This is a genomic window from Planomicrobium sp. CPCC 101110, from assembly GCF_007859395.1.
In the GTDB taxonomy this organism is placed as follows: domain Bacteria; phylum Bacillota; class Bacilli; order Bacillales_A; family Planococcaceae; genus Planococcus.
Window position 1 is genome coordinate 336,794 of the sequence record NZ_VOHD01000006.1, and the last position, 23,993, is coordinate 360,786.

At 43.4% G+C, this 23,993-nt stretch carries 26 protein-coding genes; 4 read left to right on the plus strand and 22 right to left on the minus strand.

Annotation, left to right across the window (positions count from 1 at the left end; all coding sequences use genetic code 11):
* Window positions 1–56 precede the first annotated feature (56 nt).
* From FQV30_RS09575 to FQV30_RS09635, 13 genes are all read right to left on the minus strand, one after another.
* Window positions 57–554, minus strand: coding sequence for a hypothetical protein (locus FQV30_RS09575; protein WP_146499935.1), 498 nt, complete (start codon window positions 552–554; stop codon window positions 57–59).
* Between the two features lie 259 nt (window positions 555–813).
* Window positions 814–1,962, minus strand: a complete 1,149-nt coding sequence (locus FQV30_RS09580) for an MGDG synthase family glycosyltransferase (protein WP_146499936.1) — start codon at window positions 1,960–1,962, stop codon at window positions 814–816.
* Window positions 1,963–1,980: 18 nt separating this feature from the next.
* The gene (locus tag FQV30_RS09585) at window positions 1,981–2,688 is read right to left on the minus strand and encodes a polysaccharide deacetylase family protein (protein ID WP_255473387.1); all 708 of its coding nucleotides are present in this window, start codon (window positions 2,686–2,688) and stop codon (window positions 1,981–1,983) included.
* A 361-nt stretch (window positions 2,689–3,049) separates the two neighbouring features.
* Window positions 3,050–3,844 (minus strand): PAS domain S-box protein, encoded by a 795-nt coding sequence (locus FQV30_RS09590; protein ID WP_146499937.1) that lies wholly within the window; start codon window positions 3,842–3,844, stop codon window positions 3,050–3,052.
* Between the two features lie 319 nt (window positions 3,845–4,163).
* Complete coding sequence (locus tag FQV30_RS09595; RefSeq protein ID WP_146499938.1) at window positions 4,164–4,406, minus strand: hypothetical protein; 243 nt, start codon at window positions 4,404–4,406, stop codon at window positions 4,164–4,166.
* 69 nt (window positions 4,407–4,475) lie between these two features.
* Complete coding sequence (locus tag FQV30_RS09600; RefSeq protein WP_146499939.1) at window positions 4,476–4,973, minus strand: glycine/sarcosine/betaine reductase selenoprotein B family protein; 498 nt, start codon at window positions 4,971–4,973, stop codon at window positions 4,476–4,478.
* Complete coding sequence (locus tag FQV30_RS09605; protein ID WP_146499940.1) at window positions 4,957–5,247, minus strand: hypothetical protein; 291 nt, start codon at window positions 5,245–5,247, stop codon at window positions 4,957–4,959. The genes FQV30_RS09600 and FQV30_RS09605 overlap by 17 nt, the downstream gene beginning before the upstream one ends.
* Window positions 5,248–5,510: 263 nt before the next feature.
* Window positions 5,511–6,287, minus strand: a complete 777-nt coding sequence (locus FQV30_RS09610) for a hypothetical protein (RefSeq protein ID WP_146499941.1) — start codon at window positions 6,285–6,287, stop codon at window positions 5,511–5,513.
* A gap of 32 nt (window positions 6,288–6,319) precedes the next feature.
* Complete coding sequence (locus FQV30_RS09615; RefSeq protein ID WP_146499942.1) at window positions 6,320–6,745, minus strand: DUF4275 family protein; 426 nt, start codon at window positions 6,743–6,745, stop codon at window positions 6,320–6,322.
* A 245-nt stretch (window positions 6,746–6,990) separates the two neighbouring features.
* The gene (locus FQV30_RS09620) at window positions 6,991–7,431 is read right to left on the minus strand and encodes a DUF4362 domain-containing protein (protein WP_186725614.1); all 441 of its coding nucleotides are present in this window, start codon (window positions 7,429–7,431) and stop codon (window positions 6,991–6,993) included.
* 10 nt (window positions 7,432–7,441) lie between these two features.
* Complete coding sequence (locus FQV30_RS09625) at window positions 7,442–7,936, minus strand: DinB family protein (RefSeq protein WP_146499944.1); 495 nt, start codon at window positions 7,934–7,936, stop codon at window positions 7,442–7,444.
* Window positions 7,937–8,142: 206 nt separating this feature from the next.
* Window positions 8,143–8,436, minus strand: coding sequence for a hypothetical protein (locus FQV30_RS09630; RefSeq protein WP_146499945.1), 294 nt, complete (start codon window positions 8,434–8,436; stop codon window positions 8,143–8,145).
* A gap of 216 nt (window positions 8,437–8,652) precedes the next feature.
* Window positions 8,653–9,198, minus strand: coding sequence for a hypothetical protein (locus tag FQV30_RS09635; protein ID WP_146499946.1), 546 nt, complete (start codon window positions 9,196–9,198; stop codon window positions 8,653–8,655).
* An 88-nt stretch (window positions 9,199–9,286) separates the two neighbouring features.
* On the opposite strand from FQV30_RS09635, the gene FQV30_RS09640 reads away from it, so the two are divergent.
* The gene (locus FQV30_RS09640) at window positions 9,287–9,874 is read left to right on the plus strand and encodes a hypothetical protein (RefSeq protein ID WP_146499947.1); all 588 of its coding nucleotides are present in this window, start codon (window positions 9,287–9,289) and stop codon (window positions 9,872–9,874) included.
* Window positions 9,875–10,093: 219 nt separating this feature from the next.
* Here FQV30_RS09640 and FQV30_RS09645 read toward each other — a convergent pair whose 3' ends face one another.
* The 7 genes from FQV30_RS09645 to FQV30_RS09680 all read right to left on the minus strand — a co-directional run bounded on the left by FQV30_RS09645 (window position 10,094) and on the right by FQV30_RS09680 (window position 18,859).
* A complete protein-coding gene (locus FQV30_RS09645) occupies window positions 10,094–11,941 on the minus strand; it encodes a beta/alpha barrel domain-containing protein (protein ID WP_370512382.1) in 1,848 nt (615 codons plus the stop codon).
* 202 nt (window positions 11,942–12,143) lie between these two features.
* Entirely contained in the window at window positions 12,144–12,434 is a 291-nt protein-coding gene (locus FQV30_RS09650) for a hypothetical protein (protein ID WP_146499949.1), read from the minus strand.
* 477 nt (window positions 12,435–12,911) lie between these two features.
* Window positions 12,912–13,412, minus strand: a complete 501-nt coding sequence (locus FQV30_RS09655) for a hypothetical protein (RefSeq protein WP_146499950.1) — start codon at window positions 13,410–13,412, stop codon at window positions 12,912–12,914.
* Between the two features lie 695 nt (window positions 13,413–14,107).
* Window positions 14,108–14,347 carry a DUF5694 domain-containing protein gene (locus FQV30_RS09665; protein ID WP_186725615.1) on the minus strand — a complete coding sequence of 80 codons (240 nt, stop codon included), beginning with the start codon at window positions 14,345–14,347 and terminating at the stop codon, window positions 14,108–14,110.
* Between the two features lie 233 nt (window positions 14,348–14,580).
* Window positions 14,581–15,732: a glycosyltransferase family 2 protein gene (locus FQV30_RS09670; protein WP_146499953.1), complete on the minus strand. Its 1,152-nt coding sequence runs from the start codon at window positions 15,730–15,732 to the stop codon at window positions 14,581–14,583.
* 40 nt (window positions 15,733–15,772) lie between these two features.
* Window positions 15,773–17,305: a phytoene desaturase family protein gene (locus FQV30_RS09675; protein ID WP_146499954.1), complete on the minus strand. Its 1,533-nt coding sequence runs from the start codon at window positions 17,303–17,305 to the stop codon at window positions 15,773–15,775.
* A 54-nt stretch (window positions 17,306–17,359) separates the two neighbouring features.
* Window positions 17,360–18,859: a phytoene desaturase family protein gene (locus FQV30_RS09680; protein ID WP_146499955.1), complete on the minus strand. Its 1,500-nt coding sequence runs from the start codon at window positions 18,857–18,859 to the stop codon at window positions 17,360–17,362.
* A 239-nt stretch (window positions 18,860–19,098) separates the two neighbouring features.
* Between FQV30_RS09680 and FQV30_RS09685 the strand changes: the two genes are divergently transcribed.
* Together FQV30_RS09685 and FQV30_RS09690 are read left to right on the plus strand one after the other, a co-directional pair.
* Window positions 19,099–20,007 carry an alpha/beta hydrolase gene (locus FQV30_RS09685; RefSeq protein WP_146499956.1) on the plus strand — a complete coding sequence of 303 codons (909 nt, stop codon included), beginning with the start codon at window positions 19,099–19,101 and terminating at the stop codon, window positions 20,005–20,007.
* 297 nt (window positions 20,008–20,304) lie between these two features.
* Window positions 20,305–20,856, plus strand: coding sequence for a dihydrofolate reductase family protein (locus FQV30_RS09690; protein ID WP_146499957.1), 552 nt, complete (start codon window positions 20,305–20,307; stop codon window positions 20,854–20,856).
* Window positions 20,857–21,097: 241 nt separating this feature from the next.
* Here FQV30_RS09690 and FQV30_RS09695 read toward each other — a convergent pair whose 3' ends face one another.
* Window positions 21,098–22,138, minus strand: coding sequence for an NAD(P)-dependent alcohol dehydrogenase (locus FQV30_RS09695; protein WP_146499958.1), 1,041 nt, complete (start codon window positions 22,136–22,138; stop codon window positions 21,098–21,100).
* A 296-nt stretch (window positions 22,139–22,434) separates the two neighbouring features.
* On the opposite strand from FQV30_RS09695, the gene FQV30_RS09700 reads away from it, so the two are divergent.
* The gene (locus FQV30_RS09700; RefSeq protein WP_146499959.1) at window positions 22,435–22,851 is read left to right on the plus strand and encodes a MerR family transcriptional regulator; all 417 of its coding nucleotides are present in this window, start codon (window positions 22,435–22,437) and stop codon (window positions 22,849–22,851) included.
* Window positions 22,852–22,993: 142 nt separating this feature from the next.
* Here FQV30_RS09700 and FQV30_RS09705 read toward each other — a convergent pair whose 3' ends face one another.
* The gene (locus FQV30_RS09705; protein WP_146499960.1) at window positions 22,994–23,959 is read right to left on the minus strand and encodes a carbohydrate kinase family protein; all 966 of its coding nucleotides are present in this window, start codon (window positions 23,957–23,959) and stop codon (window positions 22,994–22,996) included.
* Between the last annotated feature and the right edge of the window lie 34 nt (window positions 23,960–23,993).

The following is a 23,993-nucleotide window of genomic DNA, read 5'->3' on the forward strand; positions in this document are numbered from 1 at the left end:
TTCAAACAAGGGGATAATCCCAATTCTTTCAGACTGATTTATTTTGAATAACAAGGTTAAAGGAGTCCTTTCTTCTGAAGTGCTTCTAAATACATTTCATATTCTTCGTTTCCTAGAACATAGCCATTAGAATCAATTCCTCTCAGAAAGATCAGTTCATCAAGCAATTTTTCTGAACCGCCTTGCAAAGTGAAATTGTCAACAAACTTTCCATCGCTTGACTCTAGGATGATATGAATTCCTTCTGCTTGATGCAAGGCGGTTCTTTTATCCTTTTCAGACAAGAAAGATTGTTTTGATATCAGTTGTTTTATCTCCTGTTCTTCCAACTTCTCCGTATCTGTCAGCAAAGTGTTTCTTACTTCTTCATCTGTAATCGAAAAACAAAAAACGATATTATTGAAATTTACAGCAACATCATCCTTCAACTCTTCGAATGTTTCTTTACTGACTAGCTTCGCTTTATAAATGTTTATTAGATATTCCTTTACTTCACTTAAAGTAAATCTTTCAGTGAGGGTTGAGTGGATGAACGTTTCATGCAGCTTCTGCATATACAGAGCTCCTTCCCGAAATTGCTTGATGCAAGTTTATGAATTTGATGTGAATGGCGACTTCCATTAAAATACACTTTCTATTCCTTTCAGGATAGCTGAACGTTTTCTTTCTGTATATCCTTTTATTCGTTTGAATTTGCATGGTCACCAAGTCGACTTCTTCTAAAAGCTCTTATGAAGTTAATGATCCTCAGCAACAAAAACAAAAAGAAGTTCCTTCAATTCGAAAGGAACTTCTTTCTATGCCAGACCATTTTCATCGAAGAGAATTTCCTTTAACTGCTTGATGCGTCTCTTTCCAGCTTGAATTCAAAATATATCTCAGCGCCTCTTCCGGCGGCATTTCTATTTCGCTTAAGTAACGCATAGCCTGCTTTTCAAGCTTTGTTTTCGTGATTTCATTTTCCAGAATCTGCAGTATTTTCCCTCCGGCAAGCTCTTCTTCACTTAATTGGTGGATGATCCCCTTTTTTTTCAGGTATTCCAGATTTTCTCTTTCCTGTCCCGGCAATGCATGAACCGTAAAGATCGGAAGGCCTTTCGCCAATGCTTCGCTTACAGTAATTCCGCCAGGTTTCGTAATAACTGCATCAACCTCGTCATATATCTCGTTCATCTTCTCACGTGATGAAATGTAGGAATAGACTTTGACATTGCTGTAATTTTTGCTTTTCAGCATTTTGAACAGTTTTTCATTTTTTCCGCAGAGAACAGTAAGCTCCATTTCATTATGAATCTTCGAGATGAAACCTTCCATGTTGCCCAGCCCGATATTCCCGCCTGCCAGGAGCAGGCGTTTTCTCGTTTCCTTTTGGGAAGGGGATTTACCTGAAATTGCTTTATGAATTGGAATGCCGGTTGTAATCACTTTGTTTTCCGGCACATTGCACCTTTTGGCCAAAAATTCTTTGGATTCCTCGTTTGGCACAAAATGATAGTCGATATCGCTCTTCCCCCATAAATTGCTGATGAAAAAGTCTGTATAAATGTTAATGACCGGCGTTTGCAGAAGGCCTTTCATTTTCAAACGGTTCAATACATTTGATGGAAAAGAGTGTGTGCAAACAATAATATCGGGATTTTCTGCCGCTATCATGTCCAACATCTTTCTTTCAAAATAATCGCCTATTGGCTTGAAAAATGTATTTTCGACTTTCGCCGATGATGAACTATCCATACTTTGGTTATAGAAATAATGATAAGAAGCAGGAAAGTATTTTATCCATTTGATATAACTCTTTGATATAAATGTCTCCAGGCCAGGTCCGCAATAGGTGAGGAAATCTTGTTTTCGGCAGCTCACATCACTGAATTCCTCCAAGATAAAATCAGCAACGGTGTCCGCAACCTGATGATGGCCGGATGGCATCTGGAAAATGGGCAGGATAAGCACTTTTCGTACCACTGGACAATCTCCTCTTCCTTAAGTATTCTTCGGTTCGATCAAAGACGTGACAGTCATAAACTGAACGCCTTTTGCTTTTCTTTCAATTATAAAACGTTCCAGTGCACTTAGCATAAAAGCAGGCGCTTCACGGTCGGCTCCGAACGTCTCGCCGCAATCGTGGAGCAGGATGATATCACCTGCAGCGTCCACTTGTTTTAATTTGTCATACAGTTCCATTTCGCCTTTATGGACTTTCCAGTCTTGGGAAATATGGGACCACATGATGATTTTTAAATTTCGTCTGAAAAACAATGAGAAGATATTGAAATGTCCCCATGGCGGACGATAATAGAGCGGCTTCTTGCCGGTTATGTTATGGATGGCATTTATGCTTTCAGATAAGTTCCGCTGATAGGCAACCGGGCCCAGCAGCCAATTGCTGATGTGCTTATAGTGATGGACTCCTATTTCGTGCCCTTCCTCATTTATGCGTTTAAGGATTTCCGGGTATTTTTCCGCTTTAGCACCTACAACAAAAAACGTGGCTTTAATCTGGTGTTCCCCAAGCAGATCCAGTAACTGAGGTGTAAAAAGAGGATTTGGACCATCGTCAAACGTTAATGCGACCGCATTCGATATTCCGCCTTTTTTAGTAACTCCGATTGAAAACACTTTAACGAGCAGTGTCGGTATGACCATATAAAGGCCGATGATAAATGATATGATAATCAAGGGTTTTTTCAATTCACGCCTGTCCTTTCAAGCCGCAGCTATTGGTTCGATACACCCCTAGGCTCCAGTCCTGCAGATCCTATTCTTAACAATCGACTGAAAGCCAGGTTTTGAGCGCACCGAGTAAAGTGTCTCATAAATGTCCATTCATGCCAATCCTTCTTAATTCCTTTAATTAACCGTACCCGGTTAAGTATTTTTATAACATCTATGCCAAATAACTGTTCATGAAGTTGAGATGAATATGTAAAAAAAGAAAGAGGAGAAACTTGATTGTAAGTTTCTCCTCTTTTGATAAAGTATGATATTCCTATTCAGTTGACTGCCCATTCGATTGATGCATAAAAAATGGCTTTATGTAATTCATAGAGGATTACTTGCTTATGCGTGATAAGTGATTCACAGCCTGTTGTACAGTAGCCATCGTGTGCAAAGCGGATAAATCCACTCCAATATCCACCACTTTCCGGGCAAGTTCCGGCCTTAATCCGGTCAAGATCGGCTTTATACCTAATAAGCTTATGGTTTTGCTGATCTGGAAAAGGTATTCGGCAACGAAATTATCTATGTTATAAGTCCCTGAAAAATCGATGATAAGGTATTCCACATTGAAATCCTGGATTTTCCCTGGGATGTCTTCTGCCAATTGCTTGGCTCTTCTGGCGTCAATGGAACCTACCAACGGAAGAATCGAAACGCCTTCGGAAACCGGGACGATAGGAGCTGAGATTGAATTGATTTCTTTCATAAGTTCTTGCTGTTTTCTTTCCGCTTCTTTCCGCGATGTTATGTCGCGCAAGACTGATTGAATGGCTCGCTGGTTTCGATAGGTGATCGGGCTGCAGTTCACCTCGACATCGATTGGAGTCCCATCAAGCCTTCTCATGGTTTGTTCAATCAGCTGAGCCGGTTGGTTAGTGGCCATAACCCTTTGGATCCGTTGAACGATCGCTTCTTTATACTCTTCTTTTATGATATCGAGTACACTGGCGCCGACAATTTCTTCTTTGGTCCCTCTTAACGCTTTCGAACCCGAATCGTTGATATAAAGTACCTGATGATTTTGGTGAATGATGATTATTTCGCTAGACTGTTCAATAAGCAAGCTATATAGTTTTTCACGTTCAATGATTGCTGTTAATGCTTCGTCCGGCATTTTAACTTCCATTATTCCTCACTCCCCTACCAAAAGTCTAACCTAGATACAGAATACTTCAAGTGATTGGACCTATATTAATGATGCAGAATCATGTGACTGACTTGGATTTATTGTTGATTCCATAGAATTTACAAAGAAAATCAGCTGCCCCATCTCCAATAACATTGCTGGTTGCTCCTGCGGAAACCTGCTTTTTTTCTTCCGCTCTTTCAAAAGCGGTTCAAAATTTACTGGTAAAAAATAAAGAAAGCGGATTGTTAATAGAGCAATCCGCTTTCTTTATTTGTCCAATAGGCCAAGGATAAATAGACAACTTATGAATCTGTTCCTACTTTATGCCAAGTGACCGTTTTATTTCGATCCCTTCTTTTCTTGCTTTGGCCCAAGTGAAAGGAGGAAATCTTACTTCCCCGCTTTCTTTTGCCTCCACGAGATGGGCGAGGGCTTCAAGGATGATATTGCGCTGCAGCTCCTTATGGTATGGCACACCAAAGTGATGTCCCATCATGAATGGCAGAAACACGGTTCTCGGCGGCTTGATATGTTCTGTTACATCAAGCGCGACAGACAAAGAAACAGTGGGGATTCCTTTTCGTTCTAAAGCGCGCTGCACGAGCGCGACAGACTGATGGCAGATCGGTCATGCAGGGCTGAGCAAAGCAATATCTGCATGGTCTTTTACCACCGCATCAGCGATGTCTTCTGCCAACTGGTGTTCAAGTTTATCCGGATCCATATTATACCCGATAAAAGAAAAGAGGTTTTCCGTAAGGCTGCCGATTATTCCTTCTTCGGCCAGTTCCTGCAGTCTTTCAATGGGAAAAATCACATTAATGTCCTGATTGGCACCGATTGTCGGATACTTCAGCTGATGAATCTCCAATTCGGGCGGCTTCAAATGGGAGGGGATTTTCCGATATGTGTAATCCCCAATTGGATGGACGGTATCAAAAGGCATCGTACCGACCGGCTGTACCCCTGACGTACTGACAAATGTCAATTTCGACTCTGATAAAGGCTTGGTCAGATGCGAAAGAGGCACATAGTCTTCCTTTGTAATCATGGAGCCAGGATACCGTTCATTCACAGTAGACCATATTTCTGGACGCAGTTGTTTTTGTTTAAAGATTTCCGTCATGGATCCATTCCCCCGATTCTTTTATGAGATGAAAGTGAAGATGAAAATACAGGTGGGCCAAGGTTTCAGGATCTTTGGTTTCAAGTGTGTTCAAAATGAATTCACGGTCCGTCGGCGGTGAATCCACCAATAATTTGAGCGCTTCGATCCAGGACTTATCAATTTCCTTTCGGCCTGCTTCTTCATTGCCATCTCCAAAATGCAACCGCACGTACCGAATCAACTTTTCCGAATCATTATTTTGTATAGCTTCTTTCAAATAAGGCAATGACAAATGATGGACCTCCTTTGGTATTTTGTTGCTATATTATCATTAATCAGAAAAAATAAAAACCTTTACGGATTCGCAGAAGCTTATATTTACGCGAACTTTGGATTCTGTAACTTCACGATTCAATCTAATGGATACAGCGATGTCTCCGGAAAAACCACTTTCTCGCATCACTATTCAAGAATAATTAGAATGAAATTTTCGAAAGCCGCTTTCTTCGAAAAAGTTATATCCCCCTTTTTTTCAAACAACAATCATCAACAAATTCAATCGGAAACATGCTGCAGATACTTGCTGATTACTGGCTTAAAAGCCCGCACTTCTTGATGAGAGGCGCTAAGAAACAAATACTCATGGCGATGAAAAATTGCCCTTGTGTTATACGGGTACGATCCATGATATTCCGATACCTTTCCTGTTGTGCCGAATTCCCAAAGCCACAGTCTGTCCTCTTCTATAAACACTCCGTATTCATAGGATAAGGCGAAGGAGATGACATTGCCTATACCAAAAGGAACTTTTAGCGATTTTTCCTTTTCAAGCTGTTCGTTTAGCAGAATCAGCTCATCTGTCCCCCAATGGAGGCATGCATAAGGCTTATAGCGAGCAAAAAGAGCTTCATATAAAAGGTTATGTTGGGCAGCAATGCCGTAATAGGACTCCACCCCTTGAGTTAGCGAAACATAGCTTAATCTGTTTTTTTCAATGCCCTTCCCAAACACGCCTTCATCGCCATAAACACAGAGGACTCCTTGTCTATAGGGGAATAATTCAAAGATATCGTTGCCGATGTAATAATTGGAAACCCATTCGCCTTTTTGGGTATAAAAAGATAAAGTCGAATCATTCAGCAGGCAAAAGTGATCTTTAGTGAAACGAATTTTAGAATGTCCAGCAGGACCAGTAAGAACCGGTTTGCCGTTCAACTGGATAATATTTTCACCCTTTCCTTTCAACAGAACGATGACATTGCCTTTAATGCAATCCGCATCAATAATGGCGAACTGATCGGTTGTAAAAATTGTTTCTTCCTTTAAAAACATTCTGTTCCTCCCGTGTAGTGGCATCTTAAATGCTAAGGCTTATAGAAATACGGACCGCAATCTTCTTCATGAGTCAAAACATAGGTCCAAGTGAACCGGTCATCGACGATATAAAGATCACTGCCTATATGAGTGATGTCTTTCGCTTTTAATCGGCTTGCCTTGGAAATGAAAATAGCCTCTTCACTGGATGTGCAAATAAGATAGCAACCCGCTTTTTTCTGCAGGTCGAATGCACCTTTTGCCTGGTGCTCTTTCAAACATTTGATTTTCCCCCAACTGAAGACATTCCACATGCACTGCTTGAACGCCAACTTCCGCTTTTGGGATTTGCTTATACCTATGGCAAAAGCTTCTTCCCACCGCTGCTCCATTTCGTTATTGCTGTTAGGCACTACTTCATAGCCGACGTTTATGGCCTGCAATCGATTTGTTTGAGTTTGTATGAATTCATCCACCCTGCTTCCCTCCTTTTCTCAATGCCGCCTGGTTCGGAAATTTATTCAGAAAATGAATTTTATAATTCTTCCTTCCAATATACCCGGAATACTGAAAAGATGGATAGATAATTTCGGAAATTAAATTTCTCATAAAAAATCCATTTTATCTGCAGAAAGACGAGTAGATGCTCTAAAACAGAGCATTTACCCGTCTTTTTTAATTGTATTTTGAGTTCAATTGGAGTGGAGTCCTATGATTGTTTTCACTTGGGAACTGACAGCAATTCAAGATCCCCATTAAAATCACCTGCGCAGGCTATAAGCGTATACCGTTCTGTTTTCCCTTCTGTTTCAACGATAAGATCTTCACAACGAAATTCCTCTATGAATCTGTCATCGGCAAAATGCGAGATTTCAACCATGCCGTCCGTCGTGGTTAACGTCTTCAATCCTCTTTGCCCCTCTTCTCCAAATTCCACATAGTCAATCGCATCCGTTTCCTTATCTTTGACTTTTTCAGCAAATTCCCTAAGCTCCCTTAAATTTTTCAGATCGCCATGTGAATTCACCACGTCTGCTGTGTCCTCATTTCCAATACCTTTTTCAGGAGTGTTTTCAATTTGCTGGCATCCGAAAAGCAGTAATGAAAAAGTTGCACATCCCAGAATACGCAGAATACTGTGCGATAATTTTGCACTTTCCAAGAACCTGTTTTCAGATATAACTTTCCAGCTCCTTTTTCTGGCGCAAGTGATGGCGGGAATGCATTTCAACTAGTTCAAGCCATTCCTTCGCATTGAGCCATCCGAACCCTCCATGTTCAACTTTGTAATTTGGGTTGATTAGATCCACCTTCACTTCAAAATGTTCCAGCCTTTCAATCAATCCTTCCATTCTGCCCAACAACTCTTCCTTGCTGTCCGAATTGTTGGGCGGGGAGTTCATTTCATCTGGAAGCCTGATTTTAACTGGCGGAAACCCTCCGTCTTCAAACAATCGTTCACCAGAGAGTGTTTTCCCTAAAGGTTGTTCCTGGTATGATCCAGCACATATTTCGAGATTATCGAGATACTCATGAGCAACCAGAATAATATGATCATACATCTGCCCAATGGACCATATAGTTTCTCCATGGATATATCGCAGTTGCTCAGGCGAGTATTTGTCAAGCTCACTTTTAAAAGTGAGAAGCACTCTTTTCCCGCTCATGCTACCCCTCCCACTGACAAATCTGTCAATATACGAATATTCAATCTAATGAATGTAATACCAATTATATCACAGCCAATCAGCAGCCTTTCTGCAAGGATTGGTTAATAAATCAATATCCTTCGAAGAAGCACTCCAATCTGCATAAAAGGGCTATCGGCAAATGGATTAACATTCACTGATCCCCCTTAAAGCTATCTTTTTCATTAATGGACAATGTGTACGCTGCCGTCTTCCATAATCCGGATCGGCTGATAACTTTTCATGAATTCCATTCCCACTGACCCATTGGAATTCAAATCCGCCGCCCCTTTTATATAGGCTTCTTCATCGGTAATCAGCCGGTAGAAGAAACAAACGCCATCACCGGTATCAAATGACTCTTCAAATACGAACTTCTCTCCATACTTTTCTTCAAAAAAATCTCTTGCTTCTTCATGCCTGTTGAACAGCGGCAATTCGGCTTGTTCCTCTCTGCTGATCCGTTTCGATTCTGCCATGTTTTCATCCCTCCAAATCCCATGCTTATCCGAAGACGCAGGATGCTGCCTGCTCATTTTTTTATATCTTACCCTAATTTTTGAATCCACTCACCCTCAAATCGGTGTTTTTTCACCAAGGTAGAAAGCAGGCCTTTTTTCTGCTGTAATTTAATGAAAACTCCATATAACTGCTTTAAACGAAAATCGTTCCCTCCCTATATCGATCCATTTTTTTCAGTCCTCCTCTCTTGTAATCGGAACTTCATTGTACGGATAATGGGAAAAATTCGAAACGAAATCGAAACCTATTGCGTCATGGCCAATCCAAAGATAATACCTATCTTTGGATGTTGATATTGTAAAATCCAAAATAAATCTCGCTAAACCAATGTCACTTGCAAGATCCATTTCTATCGTTTGCTCGGTAGAAAAAAAAATACTTGCATTGTTATATGCGTCCAAATAGGCCTTAGGAAAATAACTGAGCAGCTCTTCAAGATTAGTTATTTCTACTAGATAATGATAATTTCTAGGCATCACTTTCGATATTTTTGCTCCATCTGCTATATTGATATCTTTTAAACTGCTAATTCCATGCAAATAAATCGGATACCTATCTAATCTTTTCAAGAATTCTTTTAAAAATTGGCTATAACTCTTATCTAAATCCTCTTCTTCTGGATCAATAAAAAAATAAAAATTAACCTTCCCTCTCTTACCTGATTTAAAGATATATGAATAACCGTCTCCAACTAGAAAATCATTAAATGATATTTCCATTTCTACACCGCCTTATAATTTACTGTTATTGTATTTATAGACCTTTATTGAAGTTGCCAAATTCTATAGTAAGGAGGCAAGGATACATATGATAGAAATAAAGACGTATATTGGACGAAAAGATTTGCGGACTTACAAGAAAAACAAGGATTCTGCAGATGCTTTCTTTGTTTCCGCAACATCGGGGGAAGCATTAGATGTCATCCGTTCCATCTCTTCCCGAAATTTAGACCGTTATTTGAACGGAGCCATTATTATCAAAGTCGATCAGCACGAATTAACCACTTTTTCTGATTGGGATGATTTGGATTTGTTATGGACCGGGCTTGTAACCATGGTTCTCGAATACTTGCAAAATGGCGGGTATGGAGCCACCCAGTTGTCGATGAATGGAGTGGAATGGTCCTTGAAAAAAGCACAGTCGAAAACAAAGAGTCTTATTTTATTCCATTCAAAGAGGCCAAATGCCTTTTATGACGGAAGAATCAGTACACCTGTTTCACTTGAAAACAAGGCAGCACTGAGCGAAATGGAATTTCTTCGTAAGGTTGTTTCAAGTGCGGAGGACTTTTGGTCCCTGAGAGAAAAAGATACGCGCACTCAGAATCTGGCGGCATTCGCAGAAAAGCATAAGGAATTAAAACACCGTGTTCTGGAACAAGGCACTTGTAAGTAATCAAAGGCTCCCGTATGGCAGAGTTTTAACCGGCTATACAAAGCAGCACTAAAAATGGCCGGCTAAAGTTAAAAATGAACTTTTCGGGATGAATTCTTATTGCGAACTGTTCATAATTCTAAATTCCACTAAATTCCTTAGCGCCGCCTTTTCACTTTTGCCGGAAAAAAGCCCTTCCAGCGCTCGACAGCTGAAGGGCGGAATATTCATGAAGGGATTTTACGTCTGCTTGAAAAAATATTCTTTGGAAAAAATCAAGCCGAGAGAGAACAGCCCTAATGCAATGTAAGCAGGCAATATATGAATAAATGTCGTATAGCCAATCACATAATGAATGATGATTGCGGCACTGAACGCCGGAATTCCGCCGAACAGGAAGGTATACCAAACCCATTTTTGGCCCTCTTGAAAACCCCATAGTGCAAGCATCAGTACGAGTAAGCCCACACTGATCAAGGCACTTCCCAAACCTGCACGGTCGTGGGCTATGACAGGGATGAGCCGCTCATTTATGCCGGCTAATTGTTCGGGACTCATGCAAAGATACCTGATGTCCGTTTGAACGAACACGCCGTTAACACCTATAACAGAAATAACAAGGCCAGCGGCGGCAAGTGCAAAACCCAACGAGATAAAAGCCAGTTGCCCCCATAGGCTTCTTTTCCATGCCATATGATTGGTCCTGTTTCGGGAAGTCGAATGTTCCGTATGATTTTTCGTGGCCAAATAGCCTTTCCAGAAAAAAGGCAGCAGCATGAGCCAAAGAATCCCGTGAAGCCAATCGAAATAACCGAATCCAAGAAACAAAAGAATGCCAAGAAATCCTAAAGTGCCGGCAATATGAATCGCTTTTTTCACCCATTGCAGCCCTCGCCGGACCCCGTAGCGGGCCAATTGCATATAAAGGATTCCCCCGGATATCATTGTTCCGGCAACCGTCATCCGGTCATGCTGCATGAACCGGTAGATATTCGGGTGGATCGCAAGTATTTCTTCCCGCGTAAGCTTTAGGAACGATTCGTCATACGGCATGATGACGATGGTCATACTCACCAGCAGCGCAATCATTCCACCCATCAGCATCAGAAAACCGAACATCCAATGCCAAATCCAGCCGCTATATACAGAGGCTGGCTGAGTTTTTCTGTCCAATAAGAGTTCATTGATTCGTTTGGGCAAGCCGGGGCCGGTAAAAACATAACCGGCTGTCAGCATCACCAAATCCGCTCCTGCCTGAAATAAAGCTAAGGCATCTTTTGGTTCAGCTATGCCACCAGACACGACAATCGGAATATTGCTCCGCTTTCTGATTTCCAAAACCTTCTCCGATAACCTGTCTGCCTGTGCCAATGGATACACCAATCCCATGCCGTTATCTGTTCCGGGCTCATCGATAAGGACACCTTCCACAACCCTCTCATACGTCAGCTTTTCAATATAACCGACGTCCAATTCATCGGAAGGACAGGCAAATAACAAAGGCTTTTCTATCACCGATTTCTTCAATAACTTCCATTCATCGACGCTGAAGCGATCTTCAAGGATCAATGCATCTCCGTAGCCGGAGAGCGTTTGCAGAGCCGACCGCTTTTCATCAAAAGAGCCAGCCTTTCGGACCCGGATAAAAACCGGCTTCCCTGAAGATTTCAGCCTCTGCAGCTTAGCAAACGTTTTATCGATTCCGAGAGTTTCCAAGCAATAAGGGAAAATGAGGTTCTCCTTTGTTTGGTTGAATATCGGCGCACCTGAGTCCACCGGCTTTTCGGCAATAGGACCAATTTCAATAAAACCGAACCCTAAATGTCCGAACGCCTTGGTGCCTGTTAGTCTGGGGTCGATCTTCCCGCTCAACCCGACCGGATTAGAGATCTTCAATCCGAAAATGTCAGTTTCCAGCTGCGCAGAAGGGGTGGTATGTCCAAGGGATTCAATCAGTTTACTTCCACCTGCAACTGATGCAATCACAGTCATGCCTTTATGGATAAACTCTCTCCCTGCCTTCGCCGGCAATTTGGAAAGCAGGGGTTTGAACACTGTATGGTAAGTCCAATCCGGCAAAGAAATCACTTCCTAAAACTAGTATGATTTCATTTTACCCCTTATATCCCAAATGGTATACGCGAGCATCTGAACTGCTTAGGTTCTTGGTGCAAATGATTTGAAAATGAATCTTTTGATTAAAAACTCCCAATTGAATTGAAACAAGAATTTTTAAGAGCAACTCTATTTTGCCTCTAGGTAAGATGCACTGAAGATCTGTTCCGATTTTTTACCAGCCAAAGGACGTAATCCAAAGTTTGAATAGCGCTAACGGTGCGAAAGCAACCAAAAAGATGGCATTCAAAGCAATACCAATCAGTCTTAGGTTTCCTCTTGCTCCGTATAATGCTAAACCAAACCCGAAAATTGGCATTACTACAATTAACATTAATATTCCTTGATGAAAGTGAGTATAAAAATAATCAGGGGAGCCAAATATATATTCGAAAATATAAAAGGCAATCAGAGCAGTTATTCCGATAAAGAAAAACACATATGAAAAAGCATTAGGCTTACTCATTCATTGACCCCCTATTCAAATTAGTTCTTCTTCCAATAACCTTACGCGGTCACCGTTGCCCAGTTTCACGCCTTGGTTCTTATATCTCTTTTACATGTCTTTGATGCGGTTCGGCAGCCGTATGGGCTGCAGGTCAACGGCTCCTTTTAATGCCTTTCACCGGTTGTACCAGCCAAATTGCTCCTGTCGCAAATAGTACAAAAAGAAGCCGGGATAGCCAGTTTGAGAAATCCAGAAGGAACGTGACGCAATAAAAGAGGACAAAAATCAAAATATAGCGGACCATAATCATCCTCCCTTTCGACTTGCAGCTAGGTGGTGCATTACTGGAACCTCATCCTCAATGAAATGGTCATTGGAATTTGTTGAAAAAGAAAAACCGCGCCGCCAAGGGAATGCAGAAGTTGACTGACTCATATCTCCTGATAAGTTGCATTTAAAAAAGCCTTTCTCAAAAGGCATTTTTATTAGCTCAGTTTATGACCACTTTTCCTCATCATCAATCCATCGCTTATTTTTCAAATCGTATGATTTATAATCATCATGAAAAACAAAATACGACGGCAAATTCAATGCAGCTCCCCCTGCCCTTTCCCAGCATTGACAGAACCAATCTGCAAATATCTGTTGCTCTTGTGAAAGGAGCGTCTCTTCATTTTGCTCGTAGAAGTCAAAAAAATCATCCAGCTGGGAATCATTCAAATTATAATATTCCACTTCCGGGAGCACCTCTTCACTTCCAGCAAAAGCTGTCGAGTCATTTCCTTCATTCAACACTTCATTAGCTTCTTTATCCATAGAGAACATTATTATCGAAACTTCGAATCTTGTTGGCTCGATAGACGGAGAGAAGTCCAATAAATCTATACGGGAAGAAAAATTGTATGTAAAGATATTTTGCAGATTTCCTATTAATGAATCGGATCTTTTTTCCAAGGTGTCTTTGATGGAACGAATAAATTCATCGACTGAAAACATTTATAAACCTCCTTAATATTGTTCCAAGCAATAGTTTTCCGATACCCGGATAAAACTGCATTGGCAAAGGCATTAACTTATAGGTTCGAACCTATTGAATATATTATCACCAATAATTGGTAAAATACTACTTGTTTCATAAATATCTAAATATCTTAAACCTGAACACGATGCGAAGTGAATTCACTTAATATGGACCGATTGATCCTTACATCAAGATACTGGACAGAAAAATTTCCTTAAAAGTTAATAATTTGGAGAATAGATCCTGCCGGTATCAGTATCCAATACAAAATCCACTTCAATGTCCTTTGAACCGGTGAGTTGCTCAAATTTATGAAGCCTGCAAAACACGTTTGAAAAATCACCGGGCTCAGAAGTTAACTTTTCGGTTTGAAGATACATCTGCTTTAATTGCTTTCTAGAACACTTCTTACCTGTCAATAAAGCTTTGTTGAAAAAGCCATCTATTTCAAGGATCATATAAATCACTACTGGGTGCTAACCAGTTGTATAGCTTAAATTTTTTTATTGCTTTTCTTTAGCTCATATTCCTAGAATTGTAAAAATTAAGAATTTAATAATAACGTCTTTGCCATTAATTCACTTCGACCTGAAGAGTAGCCAGTATTTAACAATGCAGTAATGCCATTCTAAGGAATATAATTTCGACGGCTTGGTTCCTATAGCCAATTTTAATGACTGCCGTTTCTTAGGAAGTATACCTCAGCTTTCCAAACATAATGCGATAAATAATTGCCGGCAACCTCCACATTTACAAGCCCGCTGTCTTGCATGAATTGGATCAAGAGAGGAAGATGGCCTGCACCGTACAGGACGATAATCCGGTCATTTGGCGAAGTCGCCAGCTCGATGATGTTTTTGTATATGAGCAGTTTTGTTCCACGATGTGCTCTCACTTCAACACATAACATCTTATCCTCTTTTCAAATATACCAAATAAAACCAGCAACAACCCAAATTTTTCTGTTGTTCTAATGAGCGAACTTTCCCATTGAATTTCTTCTCAATTAATAAGCACCTCGCTGTTTTACTTGGAATCGGTTGCAGCACTTATTTTTCCCATAGAAAACAGCCCAAAGAACATCTCTGGGCTGCAAGCACTCATTTGTTTGATTTAATAGTTAATATGTCTAACACGCTTCGCTCAGACGTTTATTTTCCGTCCCTTCCAAATTACCGTGTGCAGGACATTCACCCGGAACGAGGAGTACCCATAGACACCGATAAAAAACAAGAACAGAGCAGGATGGAACAAGAAAATAAACCAAGGGAAATCACCGCTTCTGCGCGCGAACAATCCCGTCTGGAACGCATAAACCATGTACAGTAAACCACTCATAATCATCGCATTAGTTTCTGCTGAGGCAATGGCGGAAATCAAGGCACTCAAACTGATGAAACTGCCGGCAATCCAAATGACGGTCATCCCCATGACAAGCGGATGGGTGGACTTTGAACCGATGGCAAAGCTTTTGCACCAGCCTTCGACCAGGCTTCGGAACCCTTCCGGATACATCCGGAACGAGATGATCCCTTTTCCGCCGAGGCAGCGGACAGGGAGATTTTTATCGAGAAACGCCTCACCCAGCGCCAAGTCATCCATAAGGGCGCCTTCGATTTTTTTATGGCCTCCTGACAGAAAATAATCCCCTTTGCTGGTTAAGATGCAGGGGCCGAACGAGCCGGCCGTTCGGAACCGGTCTCCCCAAGCGGTAAATCCATTCATCCCGACAATCACGATGATGTTGAATATGGCAGAGAGGTTTTCATACAGCTTACGGACCGTATGGAACGGCTGCAAAGCCAGAATCCCCTTGGCGCCGTTTTCTTTGTAGGAGAAGAGCAAATCCTGGAGACCCTCCGGATTCGTAAAGCAGGTATCCGCATCCAGGAATAAGAGCCACTCCCCTTTTGCCTGATTTGCACCGTACCAGCAGGCCGCCGATTTTCCTGCCCCCTGCCGGTCCCCCTTTCTCTGAAGAACCTTTGCGCCTAACCCTTCCGCAACCTCAGCGGTATTGTCTGATGAATCGTCATCGACCACCAGCACTTCAAAAGACTGGAGATTTTGTTCATTCAACGACTCCAACAGCGGCGTGATCCGGGCGCTTTCATTTCTGGCCGGAATGATGACGGACAGAAACGGCAACTCATCTGATTGCTGACGCAACTCTGGATCCGGTTTTGGCAACGAACGGTTTTGCGGTTCAGGCCTCGGCAGCGATTTGAACATGAGAAAGCCGACCCCGATTGCTGCAAGACCGATTGTGAGATTGATAATGTTTGACGCTGGCATCTGAACACCTCACTAGAATAGAATTTGCTGTCGCCGCTTTTTAATGTTTATGAGCTGAAGAAAAGACCTCCTGATCATCATCCATCAGTTCCTGCACAGCAATTTTCGCGGATAAGAGGACAATCGGGACCCCTGCTCCCGGGTGTGTGCTGCTCCCGGTAAAATACAGATTCGAACAGTGTGTGGCCTTGCTCTGCGGCCGCAGGTGATTGCTTTGGGAGAACGTCGGCTGCAGGCCGAAAGCGGCGCCATTATAGGCATTGAATTTTTTCTCGAAATCCAGCGGCGTAATGCATGTTTCCTCAACTATTTCCTCCTCGACGCGCTCAAATCCCGGAATCTTTTTCAACGCGTTCAAAATATATCTCCGGTAATACGCGATTGTTTCATCGTTCCATTCGTATTCCGCTGCCGCGACATTTGAAACCGGCATCAAGATATACAAGCCGTCTTTTCCTTCGGGTGCAAGGGTTGGGTCCAGTTTCGAAGCGAGATAGACATAAAAAGAGGCATCTTCCAGTTTTTTCCCCGAGAAAATATCCGCCAGGTTTTTGTCCAGCTTTTCATTGAAAATGAAATTATGGACCCTCTCGACTTCCGTATACTTCCTGTCCATGCCCAAATACAACATAAAACAAGAACAGGTGTATTTCATTTTGTCGATTTTTTTGTCGGTAAACCTTCCTTTGGCGGCCGGTTCTTTGACCAAATTTTTCATGGCATACGGAAAGTCTGCGTTGCATACAACAAAGTCCGCTGCGATCCTCCCGCCATCCACAACGATGCCGGTGGCTTTTTTATCGTCAATGCAGATTTCCTTCACAGCCTGATTATAGAAGACTTCGCCTCCAAGTTCCTTGAAGAGCCTTTCCATCGATGACGCCATAGTGTACATGCCGCCTTTTATGAACCAGACCCCATATAGGAACTGGAGCATCGGGATCATTGTATAAAATGACGGGCTCTTATAAGGGGAGATGCCTATGTAGAGGGTCTGGAAACCGATGATCTGCTTCAAACGCTCATTTTTGATATACCGGCCGATAAACTGGTCGGCTGTGTCCAGCACTCTTATCTTCGAATTCCTGCCCTTATTCATCATGGAACGGTTATAGAAATCCCGATGTCTGCGGAATGGCCGCTGCAGGATATCATATCGTGCAAACTCAAAAATTTTATGGGCTTCATGAAGATACTGAAAGAATCCCCCGGTATCCGATGGATTGAGCGTTTCAAGGGTTTTTGTCAGCCGCGGCAGGTCAGAAGACATATCGATAGGTTCGGTGGGCCGGTCACTGAAATAAACCCGGTACATCGGATCCAGTTTTTCCATCGGAATATAATCATCGGGGTCGCGGCCGCACAATTCGAATATTTCCTGATACACTTCCGGCATCATGACAATACTCGGTCCGAGATCGAATTTATAGCCGCCGATTTCAACCCGGTTCATCTTCCCGCCGGGCGTGGCTTCTTTTTCGTATAAGGCTACCTGGTAGCCAGCATGCTGAAGCCGGATGGCGCTTGCCAGTCCTGCCACACCCGCACCGATCACGATCACCTTCTGTTTCAAGCCGGTTCCCTCCTTTCAATGGATATTAGGGTGTTAATGGATGAAAATTGCTCATCATTCGCCTTGCCGCATATCCCGTTCAACAATCTTCCTTCCGACCTGCTGGCCGCTCAAGGTGACCATCGGCATCCCGCCGCCCGGATTCACAGTGCCGCCGACAAAATACAGATTGTCGTAGCGATCGCTTTGTTTCGGGTGCTTGAATCCTTTGTTTTTGCTGCGGTCCGACAGGGTTCCATAAATTGCGCCGCGGTCGGAGCCATAGACCCGCTGGATATCTTCTGGCGTCCATATGTCCTGCGTGACGATGTTTTCCCTTAAATCCTTCAGTCCCATACGTTCCAGCTTGATCAAAACCTTCTCTGCAAAACGCGCATACTCCTCCTGCGAGAAAGGCTTTTCCTGGCTGTACGGAATGTGCGGAAGCACCTTTATATTTTCGTGGCCGGGCGGGGCCTGGGTCGGATCGGTCTTATTCACATTCACCAAATAAATGACCGGATCATCCGGCAGCTGGTGTTCGTGGAAAATCGTATTCATCTGTTTCTTCATATCTTCTGCAAAGAAGAAATTGTGATGGCGGAGCTGCGGGTAGCTTTTTTTGACGCCCAGATGCATCACAAGCCCGGAACTGGCGGGTTCAAATTTCTTCTTGAGCTTGTCAACGTAATGCTTCTTTTCATCCAGCAGCTGCTCATAAAACGGAATGACTTCCATATTGGAGATGTAATAATCCGCGGCGACCTTTGCCCCGTCTTCGAGCAAGGCCCCGGTGATCTTGCCTTTTTCTTTGAAGAGGCGGGTGACCCCCACCCCAGTGTAGATATTGACGCCCACTTCTTCAGCCAGCCGCACCAGCGCGTCTGCAAGCCGGTTCATTCCTCCGGGCACATACCATACACCCTGGTCATGCTGCATGTAGATCATCATGTTAAGGACGGCTGGTGCATCGTAAGGGGAAGAGCCGACATATTTGATGAAATAGGAAAGCATATCCTTCAATTGCTTGTTGCTGATCCGTTTATCAATGGCACTATGTACGGTCGAAAAAAGATCGAAATTCTTAAAGGACTCAATCGCACCGTGGTACTTTCCGATTTCTGCCGCACTGTCCAGGCCCTGGTTGAAATAGCCTTTCTCGGTGATATTGTACAGCTTTTTGGAGTATTTCAGCAGATTTTCATACTCGCGCATATCCCGCTTGCTCAGTGAAGGATTCTTCTCTTCCATTTCCTTTAAGTCCTGGTATAAGTCAATGATGTTGCCATTTGGAAAAAAGGAGCGCCATTGATGGTCCAGCCTGATGAATGGCACATAATCCTCTATCCGTTTTCCGCTGTCCGCAAATAATTTCGCGAAAATTTTCGGCATCGTCAAGATGGACGGACCAAGATCGAAGCCGAAGCCATCCTGTTCCAGCCGGTTCAATTTCCCGCCGATATGGTTGTTTTTTTCAAACATGGAAACCTTATATCCGCGTTGCGCAAGGGAAATGGCAGCGGATATTCCGCCGAGTCCTCCCCCGATGATTAAAACTCTTTTATTTTCAGTCATGTTGACCAGCACCTTCCCGTGGTTTAAGGGCAATTTTTACAGCAGCGTAGATAAGTTTCATTTTCACTAATACCCTCATCATTCAGGTTCAACACCTGCACCGGAATTCTTCCAGGCTGCAAAAAGACCGAGTGCCCCGCGCCTGTATGATCACTTGTCGCCAGGGCTTGTACCGTCACTGCAGCGATTGACTATCTGCCGTTCCAGTAGGTAGAATGGTTGAAAAAAGGGAGGCCCTTATGTTAACTATTATTGGCGCAAAGCTGCTCCGACTCCTGCCTGATCCGTCATTAAAAAATCCTACAATTCCGCCTCAGCCCGTGAAAACGAAAAAAGATTTTCTGGTGGACACTTCTGTTCAGCCAACTTACCTGTCTTTCTACTATCCTATAGATGCTGAACAGGAAAAACTTCCTGTCTACATCAATTTCCACGGCGGGGCATTCATCATGAATGATAAAGAGATCGATGATCCATACTGCCGCTTTCTGGCGAATCAGACAGGCTGTGTAATCCTTAATATCGGGATTGCAAAAGCTCCGGAATACCCGTTTCCGAAACCGATCCAACAAAGCTACGAAATTCTCCAATGGGTGAAGAACAGAGCAGATGAGTTGAAAATCGATCCGCGGCAAATCATGGTCGGCGGACAAAGTTCAGGTGCGAACATCGCAGCAGCACTTTGTCTTTTCCTTGAAGAGAAACCGGACAATCAGCCCCTTCTCCAAGTGTTGTCTTGCCCGATGCTGGATTTTGTAACCCCGCATGCGGACAAGCCTGAACCGAAATGGCTGCGGGCCCGTTACCCTCAAGTCGCAAGCTTTTTGAACATGTGTTACTTGCCCGATCAAACCCAGGCTTCCAATCCGCTCGCTTCGCCTGTCTGTGCTGATATCGGGAAGGGCTTAGCCCCCGCCCTTATTCTCATTGCCGAACATGATGCATTCAGGCCTGAAGGCGAATTATATGCTGAAAAGTTAAGGGCTGCGGGGGTAAAAGTCCATGTCCAGCTTTTCGAAGGCGTTTCTCATGCATTTACACATATAGGCCCGAATGATAAGGCTGAAGAAGCTTGGAGACTGGTAGCGGATCAAATCAAGGAAACGGCAGCTTCCTATGGGGAGCAAACTGAAAATATGCTTCTATAAGCCGGACTTCAGGTCCGGCTTATGGATTTTCCGCAGACTGCTGCGATTGTCGCGGGATTGCTCCCTATTCAAACAGATAGGAACAAAACCACATAATGCTTCTTTTCTTTTTTGATAACTATAAAATAGCCGTCCAAAGAATCGATTGATTCCATTGGTAACGGCTATTTTTAAAATTCCGGTGTCAGAAGCCGCCCTGTTTTACGTGCTGTTTTTCCTTTCCATCTGCAATTCGCAAAAGGATTAAAGCGGTTTGAAGGCGAATGGAGGAGTATGAAAAAACCTGGAGGGAAGAACATGGCAAAAGTATGTTTGGGAATGATTTTGTCCGTGGATGGATATATCAACGACAGAAACGGGGATATGGGAAAACTATATGCCAGTTTTGAACCAAACGACGAGATTCAGACTGCAATGGCCAATACGGGAGCTGTTGTGATGGGCCGGAACAGCTTTGATGAAAGTGAGGATCCGGATGCCTACGCTGACGACTATGAATTTCAAGTTCCTTTGTTTGTGTTGACCCATCGTCCCCCCGCCAAACATCCAAAGGAAAATGAAAATCTGACAATTACATTCGTGACAGACGGCATTGAAAGTGCAATCCGACAAGCTAGAGAGGCGGCCGCAGAAAAGGATGTCGTGGTGCTTGGGGCTGATGTCGGCCAGCAGCTGTTGAAAGCGAATTTGGCGGATGAACTGCAAATCGCGATTGCGCCCATAATACTCGGCGGGGGACTTCGGTTGTTCGAGCATTTGGATGGCCTTGAAATTCAACTGGAAAAACTGCGGACAATCGAGACCGCAAAACAAGTTGAAATCTGGTATAAGGTCCTCAAAGAACAGTAAAATAGGAATAGCTTCGAAGGGAGAAATGGGAATGGCCGATTCCTGATTATCCTCGATATTCTTTAACACTTATGAAAGCACTTCCCTAACTATATGCAGAAATCCGCTTAGCAAAAGCATCATATATTAAGCTTATTATAATAAAAGACCAAACAGAATCCCCCTCGCCAATCCAATTGATGAGGAATTCCATCTGGTCTTTATTGCTCTTTTAAAAATTCTTTTCAAAAATATATACAGCTCACAAGGTGCTGATATCAATCACGAATCGGTACTTCACGTCCGAAGCCAATACACGTTCGTAGGCTTCATCAATCCGGTCAGCTGCAATCACTTCGATGTTAGGGACGATGTTATGCTCTGCACAGAAATCGAGCATCTCCTGCGTCTCGCGGATGCCTCCGATCATGGAACCGGCAAATGAGCGGCGGTGCCCGATAAGGGAAAACACATTCACGGCCAGGGGCTCTGCAGGCGCGCCGACATTCACTAACGTGCCATCCAGCGTCAACAAGGAGAAATAGGCATCGATGTCAATCTTTGCACTTACCGTGTTGATGATCAAGTCGAAGGTTCCGGCAAGTTTTTTGAAGGTTACAGGGTCGCTCGTGGCATAATAGTCTTTTGCCCCGAACTGCAAGCCGTCCTCTTTTTTGCTCAAGGTTTGCGATAGGACTGTAACTTCCGCACCCATGGCAGCAGCAATCTTGACAGCCATATGGCCAAGTCCGCCCATGCCGACAACCGCCACCTTCTTGCCTGGTCCTGCGCTCCAATGGTTCAGCGGCGAGTAAGTCGTAATGCCTGCACACAGCAGTGGAGCTGCGGCATCCAGCCCGATGCTATCCGGAATCCGGACGACGAAATCTTCGGTTACCACGATGTGGGTGGAATAGCCGCCTTGAGTGGGTTCGCCGTATTTGTCCACACCGGCGTAGGTCGGGACATTGCCATTGAGGCAGTACTGTTCTTCCCCTTTTTGGCAATTCACGCACTCGCCGCAGGAATCCACCATGCAGCCGACCCCTACCCGGTCGCCGACCTTATACTTCGTGACTTCTGTTCCTACTTCCGTGACAATCCCGGCAATCTCATGGCCGGGTACGAGAGGATAGTTTACTGGACCCCATTCGCCGTGCGCCGTATGGATGTCCGAATGGCAGATTCCCGCAAATCTGATTTCAATCAGAACATCTTGTGAATCCAAGTCGCGGCGTTGAATCTCCGCCTCCCGGAACGATTTGTCCGGACCATCGACCGCTCGTGCTTTAACTGTAAACATATAAAAAACCTCCTGTATATTTTTAGAGAATTCGCTTGTACCGGCGCTTACTGTGAACTGTTTTGAGTTTCCCCACCAAACATTTCCGCCTTGCTTTATTCTCTTTCAAAGCAATCGTAAACCCTATAGTCAACTCTAGGTCAAGCGATAAGCTGCAACTTCCTATACAGCAAACCTTCTATCCATTTTTCCGATTTCCCTGTAAGGCGATTTTGACCTTCTCCACTTTCCATGATAGAATTTCAACTCATACCGGAGCTATCTAGAATTCCATGTATGAATGGAGGAGAAAAATGATGAAGATATTCACTATCGGTGAAGTTGCTAAAGAACTGAACCTGACCGTATACACGCTGCGCTACTACGACAAGGAGGGGCTTATGCCTTTTGTAGAACGGGCAGCCAATGGTACGCGTTTATTCAAAGAATCCGATATCGGCGCTTTAAAAATCATTGAATGCCTGAAAGCCAGCGGCATGCCCATCAAGGAAATCAAAAACTTCATTGACTGGTGTTCAGACGGGGATTCTACCTTGCAGAAAAGATATGACATGTTCATGGAACGAAAAGCCACTGTAGAAGCTCAGATGGAAGAACTGAAGAAGACAATGGAGGTCATTGAACATAAGTGTTTCTATTACAAGACTGCTTTAGATGCCGGTACGGAAGACATTCATAAAACCGATAAAATCGAAATCCCCATTCCCAATTAACGAACATAATGGAGCTTTCCAAAACAAAAAAGGAAAGAAGCTGCTTCAGCTTCTTTCCTTTTTCTTCAAAACTCATAGATTCAGAAGACTCCATTCCATTGAAGCAATCATATAAATCCATAAAGAATTCCTGACTGTATTTTTATCGTATTAATTGCAATACCTGCTCTTTGGATGGAATGGATGAGATGGCCCCTTTTCCAGTAGCAGTCAGGGCTCCGCTAGCATTTGCAAATGCCAGTATGTCTTTACAGTGCTCGCCTGCTATAACCTCTAGATTGCCTTGATCTGCATTGTGGTTCAACAATTGGGACAAGAACCCGCCAATAAACGCATCTCCTGCGCCAGTTGTATCCTCCACTTCCACTTCATATCCCGCAGATGAGTATTTTTTGTTCTGTACAAAGAGATCTGCACCTTTTGCACCCTTTGTATACACCACCAGTTTGACATCTCCGTTAAACAAAGAAGCAATTGCTTTTTGTTCATCAGCTATACCGGTGATAAATTCCAGTTCTTCATCAGAAATTTTGACAATATGGGCCATCGGAATAAATTTAAGGATTGTGTTTCTGCATTCCTGCGGATCATCCCAAAGAGGCAGACGCACATTGGGGTCAAAGCTGATGATTCCGCCGCGATCTTTGGCTGATTGAATCGCTTTGATATGCGCTTGTTTCATCGGGCTTTCCACTAAATCCACTGAACAAAAGTGAAGTATATCCCCCCGATTGAACCACTCAGCGTTTATTTCTGTATCTTCAAGCAGCAGATCCGCAGAAGGCTTGCGGTAAAATGAAAAATCGCGTTCCCCATTTTCGCGCAATGATACGAAGGCCAGTCCGGTATTCGCCTCTTTTGTTCTTAGAATCTTATCTGTGCTGACCCCAGCTTCTTCAAGCTGTTCCAGCAGAAAATCACCAAATGCGTCTTCCCCTATTTTTGTGATGAGTGAAGCATTTCCGCCAAACTTCGCAACGGCAACAGCCACATTAGCTGGGGCACCGCCTGGAACCCGCTCAAAAGAGATAACATCTTTTAATGCTATTCCTTTTTGTTGGGGAATAAAGTCTATTAATATTTCTCCAATCGAAAGCAGATTTCCCATCCAGCACACCTCATTCCCTAATAAGTATTATCCA